Consider the following 20,342-nt stretch of genomic DNA (forward strand, 5'->3'; position numbering starts at 1 on the left):
CATTTGTAAATCTTTTGTTCTCCTATCATTTACGTTAATTTAACAATATTAGACAAAATACTCATAGCTTTATAGACAGATTATTTATAAAATTTAACTGTTGCGAAAATTTCCGAAAGGTGGATGTTTGTGAAAAGTAAACCGAATACAGTCAGTAAGAAATTCCTGCACTCATTTGCTGCTTCTCTCGTTTTTTTAAGTATTCTTCCCTTCTCTGCCCCAAAAGCTTCAGCCGAGGTGACGGCGGCAGTCGATCTTCGCCTGATTGAAACAACCGATATTCACGCTCACATCATGGATTATGACTATTATTCGGATAAAGAAACCGCTTCATACGGGCTCGCCAGAACAGCAGTCCTGATCGATCAGTACAGAAGCTCTGCCCAAAACAGCATCCTTGTCGATAACGGAGATCTGATCCAGGGAAATCCGCTCGGGGAATATGTTTTCAAAAATCTTGGCGCAGAGATTGCGGCCGGCACGAAAACAAACCCGATATTCGATGCACTCTGCACGCTTGACTACGATGCAGGCACACTTGGAAACCATGAATTTAACTACGGTCTTGAGTATCTGAAAGGATCGCTTAAGAATACGGATTTTCCTGTAGTAAGCGCGAACGTTTACGATGCTGCAACAAACGAGCCGTATTTTAAGCAGTACGATATCCAGGAAAAAGAACTGATCGATGCAAACGGCAAGAAACATCTTGTCAAGATTGGCTACACAGGCTTTGTTCCGCCGCAAATAAACGTATGGGACAAAAAGCACCTTGAAGGAAAAGTTGTGACAAAGGATATTGTCGAAACGGCAAACAAAGTCATTCCTGAAATGAAAGCCCAGGGCGCTGACCTGATTGTCGTCATGGCTCACTCGGGGATTGAAACTGCTTCAAGCTCTACAGGCTCTGAAAACATGGTTTTCGACCTCGCTAAAGAAGTGAAAGACATTGACGCCATCGTATCAGGCCATCAGCACGGCATCTTCCCCGGCGACAAAAAATATGACGGCATTACTGCCATCGATAACATAAAAGGAACGGTAAACGGCGTGCCTGTTGTCATGCCTAAAAACTGGGGCAGTCACTTAGGGGTCATCGACCTGAAGCTCACTGAGCAAAACGGCGACTGGTCGGTAGCAGACTCACAGTCAAAGGCAGTGCCAATCACTACGGTCACAGCAAAAGATCAAAAGATTGCCTCATCTATTAAAGATGTCCACGAAAAAACACTTGAATATGTAAGAAAACCGGTCGGAACAACAGAAGCCCCAATTAACAGCTTCTTTGCACTTGTTCAGGACGACCCGTCTGTCCAGATCGTCAACGATGCCCAAATGTGGTATGCGAAAAAGGTTGCCGAGCAGAACCCGGCCCTTCAGAACCTGCCGATTCTCTCAGCAGCAGCACCTTTCAAATCAGGCGGCCGCAACGGTGTTGACTACTATACGAATATTGCAAAAGGAAGTCTCGCCATCAAAAACATCGGCGACCTCTACCTCTACGACAATACGGTACAGATTGTTAAGCTTAAAGGATCACAAGTAAAAGAATGGCTCGAAATGTCAGCCGGACAGTTCAACCAAATTGATCCTGCAAAAGAAGGCGAACAGCCTCTTTTGGACACGAACTTCAGATCTTACAATTTTGATGTGATCGATGGTGTCACGTATCAGATTGATGTGACAAAGCCTGCTAAATACAATGCAGACGGAAAGATTGTCAATCCGGATTCAAGCAGGATCATCAACTTCAAATATGAAGGCAAAGATGTAAATCCGGAGCAGGAATTTTTAATTGTCACAAATAACTACCGCGCTTCAGGCGGAGGCGGATTCCCGAACATGAAGGCTGAAAACATTGCCTACATTTCTGCAGATGAAAACCGCCAGGCTCTGATGAATTACATTTCAGAAGAAAAAACAATCAACCCTTCTGCCGACGGCAACTGGTCAATTGCGCCTGTCGAAGGAAATGCACAGGCTGTATTTACTTCAACACCTGCTGCAAAAGAACTTGCTGAGCAAACACCGAATATCCGTTATGCGGGTGAAGCAGCAGACGGCTTTGCCAAATATACAATCGATTTAAAAGGCGGCACCACGCCTCCTCCATCAAACAGCTGGAAACTGACGGTCATGCACACAAATGATACCCACGCTCATCTTGATGATGTGGCGCGCCGCGTGACAAAGGTAAAAGAAGTCCGCGCTGCAGAAGAAAACAGCATCCTTCTTGACGCAGGCGATGTCTTCTCTGGAGATCTCTATTTTACAAGATGGAACGGCCTTGCCGACGTTGAGTTTATGAACATGATGCAGTACGATGCCATGACGTTCGGGAACCATGAATTTGATAAAGGTCCGGATGCCTTAAGAGCATTTATTGAAAAAGCCAAATTCCCGATTGTCAGCTCGAACGTGGATGTAAGCAAGGAACCGAAATTAAGCGATTTGGTTAAATCGCCAAGCGACTATCCTTCAGTAAAAGAAAGCGCGATTTACCCTTACATCATTCTTGATGTAAACGGCGAAAAAGTGGCTGTATACGGACTGACGACAGAGGATACACCGGAAGCATCAAGCCCGGGCGAGAACATTGTATTCAAAGACGCAGTGAAAACATCTGAAGAAACAGTGAAAACAATTGAAGAAACCGAAAAGGTGGACAAGATCATTGCATTAACCCACCTCGGCTACCAGAAAGACCTTGAGCTTGCCGAAAAAGTAGAAGGCATTGACGTCATCATCGGAGGACACACGCATACCCTTGTGGATACGTTAAAAGTAGTTGATGAAGACAGGACGCCGACCATCGTTGCACAGGTTCAGGATTATGGAAAATTCTTAGGAAAGCTTGATGTCGCGTTTAATGACGAGGGAGTTGTTCTCCCTGAAGAATCAGCGGTCGAGCTGATCGCGATTGATGAAACAGTCGAAGAAGATCCTGAAGCAAAAGCCCTGCTTGACGGATACAAAGAAGAGATCAACAGCTTTAAAGATAAAGTTGTCGGACATACAAAAACGGTACTTGACGGAAAACGTGAAAATGTCCGCTCTAAAGAGACAAACCTTGGAAATCTGATTGCAGACGGCATGCTTGCTAAAGCAAAAGAATCAAAAGGCGCGCAGCTTGCTATCACTAATGGCGGAGGAATCCGTGAATCCATTAACGAAGGCGACATTACTCTCGGAGAAGTTCTAACTGTGATGCCATTTGGAAATACGCTGTTTGTCCTGGATGTAACAGGTGAACAGATTGTCGCTGCACTCGAACACGGCGTGAGCGCCGTTGAAGAAGGCAAAGGACAGTTCCCTCAAGTTGCAGGCGTAACTTTTGCTTTCTCTAAAGGAATGCCTGCAGGCGAGCGCATAATGAACGTTGAAGTTCAAAATGAAGACGGCTCTTACTCTCCTATTGAACTGGATAAGACGTACAGAGTCGCGACAAACGGCTTTATGGGAGCGGGCGGAGACGGATATGACGTCTTCAAGGAAGCAACTTATGCCGAGGATCTTTTCTTCGTAGACTACGAAGTCTTCCTTGAGCAGCTGGAAGAAAAAGAGTCCGTTAACCCTGAAATCGAAGGCCGCATTATGGAATACTTCACGCCGACGGTTGAGGTAGAAGATGGTAAAGCGTTTGTGACGTTTGATGACACGTTTATTCCATACATCGAGCACACAAATGACGTGCTGATCGATCTTTTCGGCACATCTGAATTTGATGCAGTCGAAATGACATTTACTGCAGACCAAATGACCGCTCTGAAAGCTAAAGAGGAAAGCCTGTCCTTTAACAATGAGGCAATCGGTCTTGACATCCCGCTTTCAAATCTGGATGAAAAAGAAACCATCATTTCTTTTGCAAAAACAGAAAAAGTGGAAGATGCCCTTACAGACACTTATGATTTCGCCATCACTCAGGACGGGAAAAACGTAAAGAAATTCAAAGATGAAATCGGTCTTGCTTTCTTTGTTGAAAATGCCGTAAATCCAAGAGTTTATTATGTAGACCGGAAAAAAGAAGAACTGACTGAGCTTGAAGGATCTTATGAAGACGGAGCAGTATACGGCTATACAGACCACTTCAGCGAGTTTACGGTTCTTGAATCAGCTGATTCCGGCGAAAATCCAGGAGAAAAACCGGGCAATGGAAAGAATCCGGCCAGCGGAGAAAACCCTGGAAATGGCACTGATAAAGGAAACAACAACGGAAAAGGCCTTCCTCATACAGCAACAAGTTCATTCAACATCCTTCTTACGGGTATTGGGATCCTGATTGCAGGGAGCTTATTTTACATCATTCAGCGCAGAAGGCTGAACAGCAAGTAATCGTCTGAAGAGGAAAAGTCCCTTCCCGGGTGCGGGAAGGGACTTTCTTTTTATGGCGTAAACTGCTGAAAGACGTTTTTGCCCTGGTGTTTAAAATGTTCTTTTTCAAGAATAGAGTTGATGATCTTCATGTTCCGGTCAACTGAAAGAGCAAGATTTGTTGCCCCTGTTCCGTGAGAGTGTTCAAGGTTTGTAAGAGTGTAGATTTGTTCTTTTCTGCCGTCCTTAAAGGCAAGCCGGAAATCCTTTTCAACTTTGAACAGCTTTTCATCCTCCCAGATGATCTCATCCTTCATATCCTCAATCCATTCCGGGATATTCGGCTTAAAGCCTGTCGCAAATACGATTCCTTCTGTCCCGTGATCAAAGCTGGTATCGCTTTGCCACTGATGGCATTTGAGAATATACTTGTCACCATCCGGTTTCAAAACTTTCACATCTGTCAGCGGCATGATCTTCACGCGCGCATCTTTTCCATGAATGGAACGGTGATACAGCAGGTCATAGATTGAAACAAGTGTCGTTTTATCCACACCGTTGCGCAGCTGTTCAAGCTCCGGAAGCGCCTTCTGCCTCTGCTCAAACGACAGGTCGTGGAAATAGGAGACAAAATCCGGTGAAAATACTTCCTGGCCGAGCTTGGCAGATTCCAGCTGGGTGAAGCCTGCCGATCTCGTAAACCAGCTGAGCTCATAATCGAACAGATCCTGAGACTGGATAAGATCAAGAAAAATCTCTGCCGCGCTTTGACCGGAACCAATGACGGTAATGGATTTTTTCTTCTTTAACGACTCCTGCCTGAACATATAGTCGCTGGAATGAAAGACATTCTCCCCAAGCTCAGTGTCAAACGGCAGCAGCGGGATGCTTCCGGTGCCCATGACCACGTGCCTTGTTTGAAAAACCTGTGTGCCTTCTTTGTTTTCGACATGCACTTCATAATACGGAGTTGCCCCTTTTTTGTATTCAACATGTGTCACGCACGAACCGAACCGGCAGCTCTCGATCTCTTTTGCCGCCCAAGCCGCGTACTCACTGTATTCTCTCCTCGGTATATCAAACCGGTTAAAAAAGTAAAAAGGATAAAGCCTGTTATGTACATGAAGATAGTTTATAAAAGTATATTTGCTCCTTGGATTGCAGAACGTCACAAGATCTGCAAGAAACGGCACCTGGAGATCCGTCCCCTCAATCAGCATGCCGGGATGCCAGACAAACTCATCCGTTTTATTAAAAAAGACCGCTTCAATCTCAGGCAGGTCCTCCAAAATGGCCGCCATGCCAAGGTTATATGGACCAATCCCAATTCCGATCACATCGTACACTGTCTCACCTGCTTTTCTCATAATTGCTCCTGAATCTATACCCCTACTTTACCCGGAATAATCCGTTTTTAGCAGACTGGATCAGGTGGCATACCTCCTCCTTATGACCCCTCACGATCTGCTGGAACTGCTGAACGGGTATATCTCTCCTCTTTATGACCCTTCGCAATCGACTCGAACTGCTGAACGGACATATGCATCCCCCTTATGACCTTTCACGATTGGCTGGAACTGATGAACGGGCATATGCATCCTCCTTATGACCCTTCACGAATGACTGGAACTGCTGAGAGTGCATATACCTCCTCTTTATGACCTTTCACGATTGGCTGGAGTTGCTGAGAGGTCATTTCTCTCCTCTTTATGACCTTTCACGATTGGCTGGAACTGATGAACGGTCATATGCATCCTCCTTATGACCCTTCACAACCATCATGTTATTTCACACCACCCCCCAAACAAAAAAAGACGCCTCAGCGTCCTCCCATCTCTGCTATTCCATCTCCGTCATGCTCGATCTTCTTTAAAAACTCAAGTACCTTAGTTTCATAGCCCTCGGGGTCTGTTAGAAACGCCTGGGCGTGGCCGGCTTTCGGCACCAGGTACAGCTGTTTGAGTCCTTTTTTCATTTTGTACATATCAAGGGTCATGTTGACAGGGATAAAGGAATCTTCCTTACCGTGGATGAAGAGAATGGGTGTTTTCGTGTTCTCAAGATCACGCGCAGGCTTTATTTCCTCAAATCCCCACCCGTATCTGAGCTTCGTGACCATGCTGGTCAGGTAGATGAGCGGATAAAATCTGATTTTAAAGTCCAGTCTGAGCCGTGTTTTCAAAAGTTCGGTCAGGTCGCTGAAGGCGCAGTCTGCGATGCAGAAGGAAACACGGGGATCTTTTTTCACATACTGCAGGGCCGATGCCGCTCCAAGGGATTCACCGAGTATGCCTACAAATGCGGATGATCCGAGTTCTTCATATATATGGTCGACCCAGGCGTGCAGGTCGTCGCTTTCATAGTAGCCGAATGAGGTGTGCGTGCCGCCGCTCAGGCCATGGAATCTGTGGTCACACAGAAGAACGTGATAACCCCGTTTGTGGAACATTTCGACGTATTTGAAGCTTCCGAACAGCGACCACGTGATTCCATGTGCAATAATTATGGCTTTTTTGCTGTCGCCGACAGGAAACCACATGCCGTGAATTTTGTAGCCGTGGTAGGAATCAATGAACCATTCTTCTTTAGGCGTTTTTTCAAAATGCTCTGTATTGATTTCCCCGCTTTCCACTCCGAGCCTGTACGTTTTTTCATATTCCACTTTTCTGGGTACTGTAATAAGGGTGCTGAAAAAGAAGGATACAGCGAGTATTGCTATCAAAGCGGCAAGTATGGAGCAAAGCAAAATCCACATGGTATCACCTTCACTTCCCTTTTCCACATCATATTACCGTTTTCATAATAGGTGATAAGTGTGAGGGTACCGTTTATTCACTGTAAAAGTTTTGTAAGAATACCGGCAGCCGATTAAAAGTTGGGGGCTGAGCGGTAAAAACGTACAATGACAGCGAGGTGAAAACGATGGCAAAACGGACGATCATCATCGGAGGCGGCATCGGCGGACTGACAGCAGCTGCTTTTCTTGCAAAGCAAGGAGCGGAAGTGACCGTTCTCGAAGCATCAAATGAATGGGGCGGCTGTGCCGGCAAGTTTCAGCGCGGGAAGTTTTTATATCCTGCAGGGGCAACCCTCGGCATGGGCTTTGAACAAGGCGGCGTGCACGAAAAGCTTTTCCGCGAACTTGGTCTTTCTTTTCAGGAGCACAGCCTGCTTGATGTCATCATGGACATTCATTTGCCGGGAAAAACCATATCCTATTACCGCGACCGGGCTCTTTATTTAAAAGAAGTGGAAAAACACTTTCCGCATCTTACAGCGAAGATCCGCGCGTTTTACTCAGACATATGGAAAACCGGTGCTGAAGTAAAGAAGCTGATTGATCCCCTGCCGGTCCTTCCTCCCAAAACAGCTTTTGAGTGGGGGAAGCTCTTAAAGTCACTGAAACCTTCTACCCTGAGCCTTCTCCCTTATTTTCAGAGCACGATGGCGGCGCTGCTGAAAAAACACGGACTGCAGAATGAGCGGGACTTTGTTCACTTACTTGATGCCCAGCTGATTGATTCGATGCAGACAACGAGCGAGGACTGTTCTGCCATCCTTGGCGCTTACGCCCTGACTGTATACCATGACGGCGCGTTTTATGTGAATGGCGGCCTGTATCAGATAGCCGAGCATCTTGCCGCATTCGCAAAAGAGCGCGGAGCCGTTCTTAAAAAAAGATCCTGGGTGAAATCCATTCATACAGAAAACGGACGGTACAGAGTGACTGACCGGAAGAACATGACCTATGACGCAGACACTATCATCTGCAATCTTCCCTTGCCAGGGTTTACAAGCCTCCTGTCCAAGGATTTAAAAAAGCAGCTGAGCAAAGCATATACGAAGAAGCAAAGCCTGCAGCAATGGGGCACGATGACGCTTTATCTGACTGTAGAAGAGGAGGTCATCCCAGAGAACTTTCCGCTTTTCCATCAGGTGATGGACAATGATTCAGGCGATATGACTGAGGGGCATCACCTGTTTCTCTCAGTTTCAAAAAAAGGCGATGAGCGGAGGGCACCTGCCGGATACAGAACGATGACAGCGAGCACCCATACGGACTTGAAGCTGTGGGATACGAAGGAAAAGTATGACCTGTATAAAGAGGTGCTCACAAACCGGATGCTGCGCTCGATTGAGACGGCGATTCCGCGTCTGCAGAACGGATTGACAGATGTGATGCCGGGGGCTCCAGGAGCGTGGGAAACGTTCACAAAAAGGCCGGGAGGAATGGTGGGCGGATATCCGCAAACTCTGCAGCATTCGCTGTTCAACAGTCTGTCACACCGCACCGGCATACCGGGCATCTACCTGTGCGGCGACAGTGTGTTTCCCGGGGCCGGAACAATTGGTGTGTCTGTCAGCGGGTATCATGCTTCCCAGTCTGTTCTAAAGGAAATGCGCAGCTGAAAGCACAAAAAAAGTCAGGCAGCTGCCTGACTTTTTCAATGCCCTCTCCGGGCAAAATCCACAAACCGGAACTTATCGAGTCTGTGTCTTGATTCTGTATACTGAAACAGACTTGTATCATCCAGGTAAACATGGTTTTTCACGACTACGATGTGGGTAAAGCTGTGCAGATCGAGGTAAGCATAGTCTTCTTCCGTGCACTCTTCCACAACGATTTCTTTTTTGGCAAAGCTGATTTTGAGACCAAGCTCTTCTTCAATGTACCGGTAAATGGAATCCTCGCAGATTTCCTTTGTTAAAGAAGGAATGAAGCGGCTGTTCAGGTAATCCTTATCGAGGATAATGGATTCCCCGTCGATGTTTCTTGACCTGACAACCTCCCATACCTCATCCCCGCCGCTAAGGTTCAGCTGCTGGGCAATAAACGGATCTGGTTTGATCAGACCCAGTTTTTCTACAGTTGTGCGGGACGAGCGTCCAAGGTTTTTAGACAGCTCTTTAAAACTGACAAGACCGGAAACGGGAAAGCTCATTTTTGTCACATCGAGCACAATGGACCCTTTTCCTTTTACCTTCTGAATGAACCCGTTCTGCGCCAATAGATTGAGCGCCTTGCGGATTGTCTCCCTTGACGTCTCGTATTTTGCAGCAAGCTCGTTTTCAGATGGAATGGTTTCATCAGGCGCGAGAATGCCCTGTTTGATTAAATCGGCAAGCTCCTGGTAAATAGCCAGGTATTTATTGTTTGTTTTCATCTTTAACCACCATCACCAGTTTACCATGAAATCTTACTTTTTAAGATGATACACGACAGATTCATATGGACGGAGAGTGATTTCTTTTACCGATTCACTCGAGTCCGGGTAGTTGCTGATCAGGATTTCCGCTTTAAATTCATCACCGATGTGCTCAGGCAGTGTAAAGACGGTTTCTTTTTCATAGAAATTGTTGATGACGAGCAGTTTTTCGCCGTCTCCGTTGCGGACGTAGGCAAACAGCTGCTCATGGTCGTCATGGATCAGTTCGTAATCTCCGTACGTGATGAGATCAATGTCTTTTCTTAATTGAATCAGCTTCTGATAGTGATAGAAGACTGAGTTTTCATCCTGGACGGCTTTCTCGGCGTTGATCTCAGGGTAATTTTTCGCAGGCATGATCCATGGGGTGCCTGTTGTAAATCCTGCATGCTTCGAGTCATTCCATTGAACCGGCGTGCGGGAATTGTCTCTTGATTTGCTCTTTAAGATCTCAAGGATTTCTTCTTCCGACTTGCCGGCTTCTTTTAAAATATTGAACATATTCAGAGATTCCACATCGCGGTAATCATTGATGGATTCAAATTTAGGGTTTGTCATCCCGAATTCCTCGCCCTGATAGATATAGGGAGTCCCCTGCATCATGTGGACGGTTGTGGCAAGCATTTTTGCCGATTCCACGCGGTATTTGCCGTCGTTTCCGTATCTTGAAACGACGCGCGGCTGATCATGGTTGCACCAGAAAAGAGCATTCCAGCCGCCTCCCTTATGCATCTCAACCTGCCATTTTGAAAGGATTTGCTTCAATGCCTGAAAATCAAAGTCAGCCAGCGCCCACTTTTCTCCGTTCGGGTAATCCACTTTCAGATGGTGGAAGTTGAACGTCATGCTGAGCTCATTGGAATCCGGATTTGAATATTGGATGCAGTTGTCGATTGTGGTGGATGACATTTCACCGACTGTCATGCTGTCATATTTAGAGAACACTTCTCTGTTCATTTCTTTCATATACTCATGTACGCGCGGTCCGTCTGTGTAAAACTTGCGGCCGTCTCCCGGTGCTGTGCTGCCGTCATCATCAGGGAAATCCTGATTCTTTGAAATCAGGTTAATGACGTCAAGCCTGAAACCGTCGACACCTTTTTCAAACCAGAACGTCATCATGTCGTACACTTTCCGGCGGACTTCTTCGTTTTCCCAGTTCAAATCTGCCTGTGTGACGTCAAAAAGGTGAAGGTAGTATTCGCCTGTTTTTTCATCAAGCTTCCATGCAGAGCCCCCGAACTTAGAAATCCAGTTTGTCGGCTCAGAACCGTCCTCATTTCCCTCTTTCCAGATGTAAAAATCACGGTATGGATTCTCTTTTGAAGACTGTGCTTCTTTAAACCAGGCATGCTCTGTTGACGTGTGATTCACGACGATATCCATGATGACTTTAATTCCGCGGTCATGAGCCTCTTTTAACAAGCGTTCAAAGTCTTCCATCGTTCCGTATTCTTCATGAATCGAAAAATAGTCGCTGATATCATAGCCATTATCTTTTTGGGGAGATTCATAAATCGGCGTCAGCCACACGACATCGATGCCGAGTTTTTTCAAATAATCAAGTTTATCGATGATTCCCTGAATATCGCCGACTCCATTTCCCGTTGTATCGTTAAAGCTTTTCGGATAAATCTGATAGACCGCTGATTTTTTCCACCAGGGCTGTTTCATTGTACATGCACCACCATTATAGAATTTACGCAAAAAAGGACAATGGCTTGTCCCTTTCTGCTTTTATTTTTTCTTCCAGTTAAATTTCGCAAACACATATGTCAGAACAAACGGCACGACAATGGCTATCGCCATTCCGATAAAGAATGCTGTCCAGTATTCGGACTGGATGGAAAGGAATCCCGGGATTCCGCCGACGCCGATTGAGAATGCTTTGACATGGTTGATTGTAATAAAGATGCCAGCAATCGCAGAACCAATCATGGCCGCGATAAACGGATAGCGGTATCTAAGGTTCACACCGAACATGGCCGGCTCCGTAATTCCGAGATAAGCGGATATACCGGATGTCAGGGCAAGACCTTTTTGCTTTTCATCCTTCACAATGCGCATCATCGCAAATGCGGCAGAGCCTTGAGCAATGTTTGACAGAGCAAGCATCGGCCACAGGAACGTTCCTCCTGCGCTCGCCACAAGCTGAAGGTCAACGGCAAGGAACGTATGATGCATGCCTGTTACAACAAGCAGCGAATAAAATCCGCCGTACAGGAGACCGCCAAGAGCAGCAAAGTTGTCGAAAATGGCAATGACGCCGTCTGTAATGGCATTACCGGCTGCAAACGTTACAGGTCCAATCAGGATAAATGCTGCAAAGCCTGTTACTAAAAGAGTGATTGGAGCAACAACAAGCAGTTTGATGGAATCCGGTATCCGCTTGTTTAAGAAAACTTCTACTTTGGCAAGCAGGTACGATGCAAACAGAACCGGAAGCACCTGTCCCTGATAGCCGATTTTTTCAACCTCAAGACCGAACAGGTTCCATACCGGCACCTCTCCTTTGGCCTGAGCTTCACCGTAAGACCATGCATTCAGAAGATCCGGATGCACAAGAATCAACCCAAGGACAATACCAAGCAGCGGGCTTCCGCCGAACCGCTTTACTGCCGACCACCCGATCAAAGCAGGCAGGAAGGTAAAGGCGGTATTGGCAATCAGGTTAATGATGGAGGACAAATCCGCCCATTGCGGATAAACCTGAATTAGAGACTGCCCGTCAAAGAAAATATCTTTCCCGCTAAGAATGTTGTTGATTCCCATAAGAAGACCGGCCGTCACGATCGCCGGAAGAATTGGAATGAAAATATCCGCAAGCATCTTAACGGCACGTTGAAGCGGATTCAATTTGCCTGATGCGGCTTCCTTAACATCCTCTTTTGACGATTCGCCCATGCCTGTCTGTTCAGCCATTTCTTTATATACCTTGTCAACAAGGCCCTGTCCAATAACGACCTGGAACTGGCCGTTCGTTGAAAATGAACCCTTTACCATATCAATCTGATCAAGCTTCTCTTTGTCCACTTTGCTTTCATCTTTCAAAGCAAACCGCAGACGGGTAACACAGTGCGTAGCAGCGGCAATATTCTCTTTACCGCCGACCGCCTCCACAATGTCGCGGACTTCCTGCTTGTTCACGCTCATCTATTTCAACCTCCCGAAATCGTTTTCATTTCCCTGCTATTAGTCTAGCTTTGTTCGTTGGAAATTATCCTGTATATACAAGTTACACTCACATTGTATTCCTGTATATACAGGTTGTCAACAGAAAAGCGTAATCGTTTTCAGATAGATGCTTTTTCATGCATACAATCATTCCCTTCAGCAGGTCTTTACTTGGTTGTTACCCTTTTTACCGCCATACAAGCAGGAAAAAACAAATTAAAAAAGACCACGCATAAACGTGATCTTCAACAGCAAAAATCAAAAGGATGAAACGGCTTATCGGCCCCTATGCATATTTCGGGCTCATGCTCGGGATCTTCCCAGTGCCAGGCAGCAAGAGCCGCCGCACATGCATCAAGTCCATGGCTTGTTTCTGCAGCGTCCGGAGAAATGCTTTTCATCCTCCACTGTTCAAAGAACGGCAGAAGGCTTCTCCTGTCTTCTTCTGATTTTTTATAGGACAGAGCGAGATGCCGGTCCTCAGGTTTCAGCCTTAGTCCGATTGCTCCGCCGGGGTGCACTTCAACGATAGAAGCAGTATAGTTCTCAAGCGCCCTGCTCAGATGAATGCCCCTTAAAGTGAGATAAACCATGCGGTTGAGGGTCGGCGGCATGATGGAGCCGTGGTAGAGGCCCGCCTCCCGAAGCTTTGATCTGACAGCTTTGTCTGAGGGCCTGTCCCCGCCGCCGTCCTGATAGGAGAGTGGCGCATCAATGCCGACAGTAACCTGTCCTCCTTCTGAGGCTAAACGGCTTACTGTATCCAGAATAAGCCGGTCGCTGTTATGAAACGTCAAGCTGTTCAGTACAAGGCTGTCCGCTTCTTTTTTAAAAACAGCAACTGCCGTCTCCTTGTGATTGGCAGGACCGGCAAGATCAATTCCAACTACATGCACTTTTCTCCCTCCTTTTATAAATCAAATGACAGCTGTTCACTGTCAGAAGGCTTGTTTTTGCGTTCCGTTCCTTTTTTTGCAGGTTTTATCGCTTTTTTCAGATCAATCACCGGAGCTTGGTAGTCCAGCTGAAAAAAACCTGGATAGTTCCAAGGTTCATGAATGGATTTCACAGGTACACGTTCAAGAACGGGCAAATACCTCCTGATAAAGACTCCATCCGGATCTTCTGTCTTTCCTATTTTGACCGGGTTCACCACTTTTGAAGAAACCTTTTTCATCTGTTCGGTGTGAATCGCCGGCTCATAATCGAGAAAAAGGGACGCAAGTGCTGCGGAACACGCTGCGGAATCCAGTTTGAGAACCGCAATTCCAAAAGAAGCAAGCATGCCACGGTACTTGGCAGGCAGCCATCCTGTTTTGTGCAGACATTTCATGCATGCATCAGCAAACGGTATGCCCGTTTCTCCCGCGTGCCATTTGTCGAATAGTGGTGGCCTTTCATCATGAAGGCACAGCTCTGAAATCGCTTCAACTCCGCTATCCATAAGCTTCCATCTCGCCTTCAGCTGATCCATGAAAGCCGCCAATTGTTCCACGGGGAACAAATTATCACAATTTTCTATCTTTATCGACGTTTTTTGTAAAACGGTGCGCAGCGAGATGTTTCCCCAAGCGAGATACGGAGACAATCTGCTTGAAGAAATCGTGGACTGAAGAGGATTTGACCGATTTTCTAAATAGGAAGCGGCACGCTCATTTAAAAACGTTTCAATCGTTTCCAGTGCCTGTGTTTCCCCTCCCTGCTGCCCAAATTTTATAGGACTGCCTTTGACAGGGAGCGATTTAAGCTTTTCTGAGCCGGAAAAGAAACGGTCCGGAACCTTTTCAGGTATGGATAAGCGGCTGGGCATCCGGGCTGCTTCGCTTCCGCAAAAAGCCTCCCACCTCTGCTTTGCATTCTTTCCGGGTGCATCGTACTCTTCATACTCATGAAAAGCAAGGCCTCTATCAGTCATCCAGTCTCTGACTCTTTCATGCTTGCTCACGTCTGCCGCAGACCGCGATCCAATGTACGCATACAGGGAAAAGTCACCCCACGTTTCATACATTTCTTCGAGCGCATCCTCCATCTCACCAATGAATGTGTAAAGACTGCTTCCCATTTTCTCAAATGAAAGCTGCATGTCTTCAAGACTTTCCCGTACGAATTGAAAATGCCGTGCTGAAAGGCAACCTGTCCCCCAAAACGAAGGCTCCGCAGCATACAGCGGCAGCACTTCCCCGAACCGTGCTGCTTCGGCAAGGGGGATGTGGTCTTCGGTCCTCAGATCCCGTTTAAACCAGACAACGTTCATGTCACTCACTCCATGTTATGACCATTTCGAATTGATTTTATTTTTGTAAAAAGCGGAAGCCTTTGATGAAAATGTGCCGCGCTTTTTCAGTATTCTTTCAAGCTTTACCCGTTTTTCGCTCAGCTGCATCTCAAGCTTTTCTTTTTCAAGGGCATCCTGACAGGCTGACGCAAGGTCTTCAAGCTTATAAATGGATTTTTTCAGCTCTGCCTCTTCATCAAGCATGCCTGCATTTTTCATCATCTTGTAGGACACTCTCAGCTCGGGGGAAATATGGGACAAATCCTCAAGCTGAAGCGGTTTTCCCATGCCGGGCAGCCGGTTAAATTCCCCGTCTTTTATGGCCTGCTTTATTTTATCCTCTGACAGAATGGTGAACAGATCCATTTTACAGCCTCCTGTCCTGTAATCACTTCTCTTTACTAGCTTATACATTGTGCCGCATGATTCCTTCTTAAAAATATAGATGATTCGTGACAAACAATCAAACAGACGTTCTGCAAACAGGCCCTCTTGCATAACATTTAAGAACATCATAAATTGGAGGCATCAGAATGAACAATTCAAACACCTTTCAGATCCCTGAGGAAATGGTCTCCCGGTATGCTGCACTGAATGAAAAGGCTAAGAAAATTGAAGAAGAAATGGCTGAAATCAAAAAAATTTTCAACGCCTATTTTGATCATGAATACGGCAAAAACAGCAAAGGGGAAGAAAGAATCGGAGCCTACAAGATTCAGCGGCAAATCAGGCAGTCCGAATCCTATCATCCCGATAAAACCGTTAAAGTTCTTGAAGAATTAAATCTCTCAGATTGTATTATTCTCGTAAAACAGCCTGACAAAGAAAAGATTCAGGCCGCGCTCACACTGGGCATGCTGTCGCTTGAGGAAATGAAGGACTGCGTGATCCGGAAATGCTCGCAGGCGATTGTGGTAAAACCTTTAAATAAATAAGCAACATTCTAAAAGTCTGATTTTTCTCTCAAATCAGACTTTTTCTCGTTCATATTTCCTGTTTTTGACCTAACAAGGTTTATCTTTTCAGAAAGGAGGTATTTAATGGGTAGAAATTATTCTAAAAAACAATTTTAGCATCTTGAAGGAGGCATACATATGGGAGGAATCTGGTTCACGCTTTTATCATGCGCCTTTTTTATGGGTCTTGTAGCATGGATTTCCTATCTGAAAACAAAAGGTGGCAATGAAGATTCAAACGGTTATTTCCTTGCAGGCAGAGGCCTTACGGGTGGTTTTATAGCAGGTTCATTGCTTCTTACAAATTTATCGGCTGAGCAGCTCGTGGGACTTAATGGACAGGCTTACCGCACAAACCTGTCAAATATGGCCTGGGAGGTTACTTCCGCCTTTGCGATTGTTGTGATGGCTTTGTATTTGCTCCCAAAATACCTTGGCGGCAGTTTTACGACTCTCCCCGAATTCCTGAGCAAACGGTTCGATGAGGGCGTAAGACGGTATACCGTCATTCTTTTTATGCTCGGGTATATTCTGGTAACGATTCCTTCCATGCTTTATTCCGGAGCTCTTGCAGTCCTGCAGATGTTTGACGTTCCGGCGCTGTTCGGGATTTCTTACATGCAGTCAATCTGGCTTGTCATTTGGGTAATCGGCATTATCGGTGCTGTGTACGCCATCTTCGGCGGGCTGAAAGCAGTCGCTGTGTCAGATACACTAAACGGAATCGGGCTCTTAATCATCGGAATTCTCGTGCCTGTTTTAGGTTTTATCGCCCTTGGCAATGGAAACATGCTTGATGGCATGAAAGAGATTACCACTTCTCATTCCGAAAAGCTGAACGCCATCGGATCAAGTGAAGACTCTGTTCCCTTCGGCACCATCTTCACAGGGATGATTTTCGCCAACCTGTTTTATTGGGCGTCCAATCAGTATGTCATTCAGCGTACACTTGGCGCCAAAAACCTTGCCGAAGGTCAAAAAGGGGTCATTCTTTCAGGCTTTTATAAGCTTCTGATCCCTCTTTTCATGATGATTCCCGGCATCATTGTGTTCCATCAATATGGTGACGGCCTGAAATCCGTTGACCTTGCCTATCCGACTCTGATTGCGGATGTGCTGCCGACGTATCTGTCAGGATTTTTCCTTGCAGTCCTGCTTGGAGCCGTGTTCAGCTCGTTCAACTCTTTGCTGAACAGTGCCGCCACGATGTTTGCGCTCGATATTTACAAGGTGCAGGTAAATCCGAAGGCAGATGATAAAAAACTGATCAGCGTCAGCAAGCTCTTTGGAACCCTGCTTGCCATTGTCGCGTTGTTTGTTTCTCCACTGCTTATGTATGCGCCGGACGGTTTATGGGATTTAATCCGGAAATTTACCGGCTTTTTCAACATCCCGATTATCGCCATTGTCCTTGTAGGGCTCCTGTCCAAGTTTGTTCCGGCAGCAGCTGCAAAAGTGGTGATCATTTTCCACGTCATTACTTACTATATGCTTGTATGGGGGACAAACCATCTCTTCGGCTTTACCGTTGACATTCATTTCATTCACATCTATGCCATTCTCTTCTTCATCGAAGTGTTCATGATGCTTGTAATTGGAATGATCAAACCCAGAGAACAAGCCTACATTTATAAGACTGAAGCATCCGTTGACATGCTGCCGTGGAAATACACCATCGCCACATCTGTGATTCTTCTTTCACTGGTTTGCGCAACCTATATCGTTTTTTCTCCAATTGGACTTGCGTATGCGGACGGATATGTATCAGCGGCATTCTGGCCGGCGATTGCGGGCCTCGTTCTAATAACTGGGGTACTCGTGTTTGCGTCCATTAAGCATTGGAACCGGAAGTATGAAGAATACCTGCTGAAGCAGCACACGAAAAAGAGTTACAGGCTTCGCCGCCCTTCGGGAAAATTGAATCCTGTATCTGTTAAATATTTGACTGACTAAAAAAATCAGCCTCCCAAATAAGGAGGCTGATTTTTATTTGTACATGCTGCCGTGCACCTGATAGTAAGATTTGAAAACAGGCGGATCAAACTCTGCGAGGTAAGGTCCTTCCCCTTTTCGTTCAAGCATCTGCTGAACAAGGCCGTCCCCTGACGGCTCGGCAAAAATCAGCTGAAAAGACGGAAGAGAGAATGTATAAATCCTTGCCCGCCACTCATCATAAACAGCCTCTTCGCCTCTTGGAAGGTCAAAATATTTTCTCCATTTCAGAACAGCTGAATTTAAATCCCTTACGATATAGTGTACTTTCGAAACCGACACTTCGGTATTTTCAGACGGAAGTGCGCCAGACCTGAACAGGTCATGCTTTCGTTCATCCTCTGTTTGCTTCCATTCAATAAAGAAAGGCAGAGGCGCTTCGTCGTCGCTTTGCTCGATGAAAAGCATTTTCCACTCTAGCAGTGATCCATCCTCGCGTTTTCTGCCCGCTTCAAGAATGTCTCCTGTTTCAAGCCCCTTCTCTTCAAGCTCTGCTTTCACATGTTCAAGATTGTCCGATCTCAGAGCAATCTGGCCAAGACCCTCGGTCCGCTGTTTCAGCAGACGGTGGATGAGAGGGTTGTCCGATTCATTGGCTTTTTTCCTGTCTTCAATCGATAGGAACTCCAAGTAGGCGAGGTTGCTGAAATAACAAAGGCTGTTATACGAGCCCCATTTCTCATGCCTGCCCCCCATTACAGCAGTCAGTCCCTGTTTTTTAAAAAACTCTGCCGCTTCAAGCGGATGGCGGTCTGTAAAATGAACGAGATGATCTAAAATAATTTCCATTGGACAGCTCCTTTGGCTTTATTTTCGGCCTGACTAAAACCTACCACCTTATGTGCCCCTGCACAAGCATGAACCTGTTTGCCCCTTTTTGTGCAGCAGGGTATGATGATAGAGGTTTGATTTTAAAAAGTGAGGTCAGCAGCATGAGACTTAGAGATTGGGACCGGAATTTAAAGATACGCTTGTTCGGGGAAGCGTTGATGAATATTACGTACTGGATGTTTTTCCCGTTTTTGACGATTTATTTTGCAGATGAGTTCGGCAAGGAACAGGCCGGATTTCTATTAGTGTTTTCACAGATTTTTTCAGTCATGGCGAATTTAATGGGAGGCTACTGCGCGGACCGGTTCGGGAGAAAAAAGATGCTCGTTCTTTCTTCAGCGGGCCAGGGAATATCATTCCTCATATTTGCTCTGTCTGTTTCACCCTGGCTTGACGCTCCTCTGATTGGATTTACATGCTTCGCTCTTGCAGGAGTTTTCGGGTCGTTCTACTGGCCTGCCAGCCAGGCTATGATTGCGGATGTGGTGAAGGAAAAAGACCGGAGCAATGTGTTTGCGGTGTTTTATACGTCAATTAATCTGGCTGTCGTCATCGGCCCCATCTTAGGAGCCATCTTCTATGTGAACTATTTCTTTGAACTCCTCGTCTTTGCAGGGTTTATTTGTTTTCTGCTTTCAGGCATGCTTTTTCTCTGGACAAGGGAAACAGCACCGGAATCCGTACTGAACAAGAAGGGAAGCACAAAGTGGCACCACTTTCTCCTTCAGCAGCTGGGAGAATACAAAATCATCTTCAAGGACCGGGCCTTCCTCCTGTATATTGGTGCCGGTGTTCTTGCTGCACAGACCTTCATGCAGCTTGACATGCTGATTCCCGTCTATACGAAGGAAACCGTACAAAATGAAGAATTGCTTTCACTCGGCAGCTGGTCGTTCACACTTGGCGGCGAGCAGGCCTTCGGCTTTCTTCTTTCGGAAAATGGCCTGCTGGTCGCCCTGTTAACGATTTCTGTAACGAGATGGATGACGATGTACAAAGAACGGAATGTTTTTATTCTTTCTTCCATCATATACGCAGTCTCGATCTTCCTTTTCGGCCAGTTCGGCTTCATGTGGGGCCTGATTTTCGCCATGGCACTGTTCACTCTCGCCGAACTGATGACAGCCGGCCTGCAGCAGAGCTTTGTTTCAAAGCTTGCACCCGAGCATATGCGCGGCCAGTATTTTGCGGCAGCGAGTCTCCGCTACACGGTCGGACGGACCATTGCCCCGCTCTCCATTCCGATGACGGTCTGGTTTGGCTTTCAGTGGACATTTGCCATCCTCGGAATGCTTGCGCTTGCAAGTGCAGCCCTTTACTGGGTGACGTTTGCGGTTTATGAAAAGCGCAGTGAAAAAAGCGCATGAATCATAAAGGGTTCTGTTTTGAAGTACAAACTTCTAATAATCAAACAAAATTGTAGAGTTATTTGTATCTTAAAAACAATTATATTTGTATTTAAAATGGTCAGTAGCTGATGTGCCTCTGACCATTTTATTTAGGCGATTATTCCATTAAAGCCCCCTTTAATGGAATAACTACAATATGTCCTTGTCCTAAGATTGCTCACTCAACTCACAATTTCCCTTTAACATT

At 46.1% G+C, this 20,342-nt stretch carries 14 protein-coding genes; 5 read left to right on the forward strand and 9 right to left on the reverse strand.

From position 1 onward, the window contains the following. The first annotated feature begins 123 nt into the window (after nucleotides 1-123). Entirely contained in the window at nucleotides 124-4,332 is a 4,209-nt protein-coding gene (locus tag ACTSEZ_RS18440; protein WP_369735809.1) for a bifunctional 2',3'-cyclic-nucleotide 2'-phosphodiesterase/3'-nucleotidase, read from the forward strand. Nucleotides 4,333-4,382: 50 nt separating this feature from the next. On the opposite strand, the gene ACTSEZ_RS18445 is transcribed toward ACTSEZ_RS18440, so the two are convergent. Next, a complete protein-coding gene (locus tag ACTSEZ_RS18445; protein WP_369735823.1) occupies nucleotides 4,383-5,657 on the reverse strand; it encodes a lysine N(6)-hydroxylase/L-ornithine N(5)-oxygenase family protein in 1,275 nt (424 codons plus the stop codon). 473 nt (nucleotides 5,658-6,130) lie between these two features. Beyond that, nucleotides 6,131-7,066 (reverse strand): alpha/beta hydrolase, encoded by a 936-nt coding sequence (locus ACTSEZ_RS18450; protein ID WP_369735810.1) that lies wholly within the window; start codon nucleotides 7,064-7,066, stop codon nucleotides 6,131-6,133. Between the two features lie 167 nt (nucleotides 7,067-7,233). Between ACTSEZ_RS18450 and ACTSEZ_RS18455 the strand changes: the two genes are divergently transcribed. Continuing rightward, on the forward strand, nucleotides 7,234-8,721 hold the full coding sequence (locus ACTSEZ_RS18455; protein WP_369735811.1) for a phytoene desaturase family protein: 1,488 nt from the start codon (nucleotides 7,234-7,236) through the stop codon (nucleotides 8,719-8,721). A gap of 35 nt (nucleotides 8,722-8,756) precedes the next feature. Here the strand turns inward: ACTSEZ_RS18455 and treR are convergent, their stop codons facing one another. From treR to ACTSEZ_RS18485, 6 genes are all read right to left on the reverse strand, one after another. Continuing rightward, the gene (treR, locus tag ACTSEZ_RS18460; RefSeq protein WP_369735812.1) at nucleotides 8,757-9,476 is read right to left on the reverse strand and encodes a trehalose operon repressor; all 720 of its coding nucleotides are present in this window, start codon (nucleotides 9,474-9,476) and stop codon (nucleotides 8,757-8,759) included. Between the two features lie 33 nt (nucleotides 9,477-9,509). Then, entirely contained in the window at nucleotides 9,510-11,192 is a 1,683-nt protein-coding gene (treC, locus tag ACTSEZ_RS18465) for an alpha,alpha-phosphotrehalase (protein WP_369735813.1), read from the reverse strand. A 63-nt stretch (nucleotides 11,193-11,255) separates the two neighbouring features. Then, nucleotides 11,256-12,671: a PTS system trehalose-specific EIIBC component gene (gene treP, locus ACTSEZ_RS18470; protein ID WP_369735814.1), complete on the reverse strand. Its 1,416-nt coding sequence runs from the start codon at nucleotides 12,669-12,671 to the stop codon at nucleotides 11,256-11,258. Nucleotides 12,672-12,937: 266 nt separating this feature from the next. Continuing rightward, nucleotides 12,938-13,588 (reverse strand): DUF429 domain-containing protein, encoded by a 651-nt coding sequence (locus tag ACTSEZ_RS18475; RefSeq protein WP_369735815.1) that lies wholly within the window; start codon nucleotides 13,586-13,588, stop codon nucleotides 12,938-12,940. 14 nt (nucleotides 13,589-13,602) lie between these two features. Next, nucleotides 13,603-14,946, reverse strand: coding sequence for an FAD-binding domain-containing protein (locus tag ACTSEZ_RS18480; RefSeq protein WP_369735816.1), 1,344 nt, complete (start codon nucleotides 14,944-14,946; stop codon nucleotides 13,603-13,605). 15 nt (nucleotides 14,947-14,961) lie between these two features. Further along, nucleotides 14,962-15,333 carry a DnaJ family domain-containing protein gene (locus tag ACTSEZ_RS18485; RefSeq protein ID WP_369735817.1) on the reverse strand — a complete coding sequence of 124 codons (372 nt, stop codon included), beginning with the start codon at nucleotides 15,331-15,333 and terminating at the stop codon, nucleotides 14,962-14,964. Nucleotides 15,334-15,500: 167 nt separating this feature from the next. Between ACTSEZ_RS18485 and ACTSEZ_RS18490 the strand changes: the two genes are divergently transcribed. Together ACTSEZ_RS18490 and ACTSEZ_RS18495 are read left to right on the forward strand one after the other, a co-directional pair. Further along, complete coding sequence (locus ACTSEZ_RS18490) at nucleotides 15,501-15,902, forward strand: hypothetical protein (protein WP_369735818.1); 402 nt, start codon at nucleotides 15,501-15,503, stop codon at nucleotides 15,900-15,902. Between the two features lie 159 nt (nucleotides 15,903-16,061). Then, the gene (locus tag ACTSEZ_RS18495; RefSeq protein ID WP_369735819.1) at nucleotides 16,062-17,876 is read left to right on the forward strand and encodes a solute:sodium symporter family transporter; all 1,815 of its coding nucleotides are present in this window, start codon (nucleotides 16,062-16,064) and stop codon (nucleotides 17,874-17,876) included. A gap of 33 nt (nucleotides 17,877-17,909) precedes the next feature. Here the strand turns inward: ACTSEZ_RS18495 and ACTSEZ_RS18500 are convergent, their stop codons facing one another. Continuing rightward, a complete protein-coding gene (locus ACTSEZ_RS18500) occupies nucleotides 17,910-18,704 on the reverse strand; it encodes a VOC family protein (protein WP_369735820.1) in 795 nt (264 codons plus the stop codon). 143 nt (nucleotides 18,705-18,847) lie between these two features. On the opposite strand from ACTSEZ_RS18500, the gene ACTSEZ_RS18505 reads away from it, so the two are divergent. After that, the gene (locus tag ACTSEZ_RS18505; protein ID WP_369735821.1) at nucleotides 18,848-20,113 is read left to right on the forward strand and encodes an MDR family MFS transporter; all 1,266 of its coding nucleotides are present in this window, start codon (nucleotides 18,848-18,850) and stop codon (nucleotides 20,111-20,113) included. The last annotated feature ends 229 nt before the right edge of the window (nucleotides 20,114-20,342 follow it).

This window comes from Metabacillus mesotrionivorans (assembly GCF_052171315.1).
In the GTDB taxonomy this organism is placed as follows: domain Bacteria; phylum Bacillota; class Bacilli; order Bacillales; family Bacillaceae; genus Bacillus_P.

What these genes read in the sequence shown, in the direction of transcription:
- ACTSEZ_RS18505 (WP_369735821.1), top strand. Translation starts at nt 18,848, where the DNA reads ATGAGACTTAGAGATTGGGACCGGAATTTAAAGATACGCTTGTTCGGG.
- treP (WP_369735814.1), bottom strand. Translation starts at nt 12,671, where the DNA reads ATGAGCGTGAACAAGCAGGAAGTCCGCGACATTGTGGAGGCGGTCGGC.
- ACTSEZ_RS18500 (WP_369735820.1), bottom strand. Translation starts at nt 18,704, where the DNA reads ATGGAAATTATTTTAGATCATCTCGTTCATTTTACAGACCGCCATCCG.
- ACTSEZ_RS18455 (WP_369735811.1), top strand. Translation starts at nt 7,234, where the DNA reads ATGGCAAAACGGACGATCATCATCGGAGGCGGCATCGGCGGACTGACA.
- ACTSEZ_RS18485 (WP_369735817.1), bottom strand. Translation starts at nt 15,333, where the DNA reads ATGGATCTGTTCACCATTCTGTCAGAGGATAAAATAAAGCAGGCCATA.
- ACTSEZ_RS18480 (WP_369735816.1), bottom strand. Translation starts at nt 14,946, where the DNA reads ATGAACGTTGTCTGGTTTAAACGGGATCTGAGGACCGAAGACCACATC.
- ACTSEZ_RS18495 (WP_369735819.1), top strand. Translation starts at nt 16,062, where the DNA reads ATGGGAGGAATCTGGTTCACGCTTTTATCATGCGCCTTTTTTATGGGT.
- ACTSEZ_RS18440 (WP_369735809.1), top strand. Translation starts at nt 124, where the DNA reads ATGTTTGTGAAAAGTAAACCGAATACAGTCAGTAAGAAATTCCTGCAC.
- treR (WP_369735812.1), bottom strand. Translation starts at nt 9,476, where the DNA reads ATGAAAACAAACAATAAATACCTGGCTATTTACCAGGAGCTTGCCGAT.
- ACTSEZ_RS18490 (WP_369735818.1), top strand. Translation starts at nt 15,501, where the DNA reads ATGAACAATTCAAACACCTTTCAGATCCCTGAGGAAATGGTCTCCCGG.
- ACTSEZ_RS18450 (WP_369735810.1), bottom strand. Translation starts at nt 7,066, where the DNA reads ATGTGGATTTTGCTTTGCTCCATACTTGCCGCTTTGATAGCAATACTC.
- treC (WP_369735813.1), bottom strand. Translation starts at nt 11,192, where the DNA reads ATGAAACAGCCCTGGTGGAAAAAATCAGCGGTCTATCAGATTTATCCG.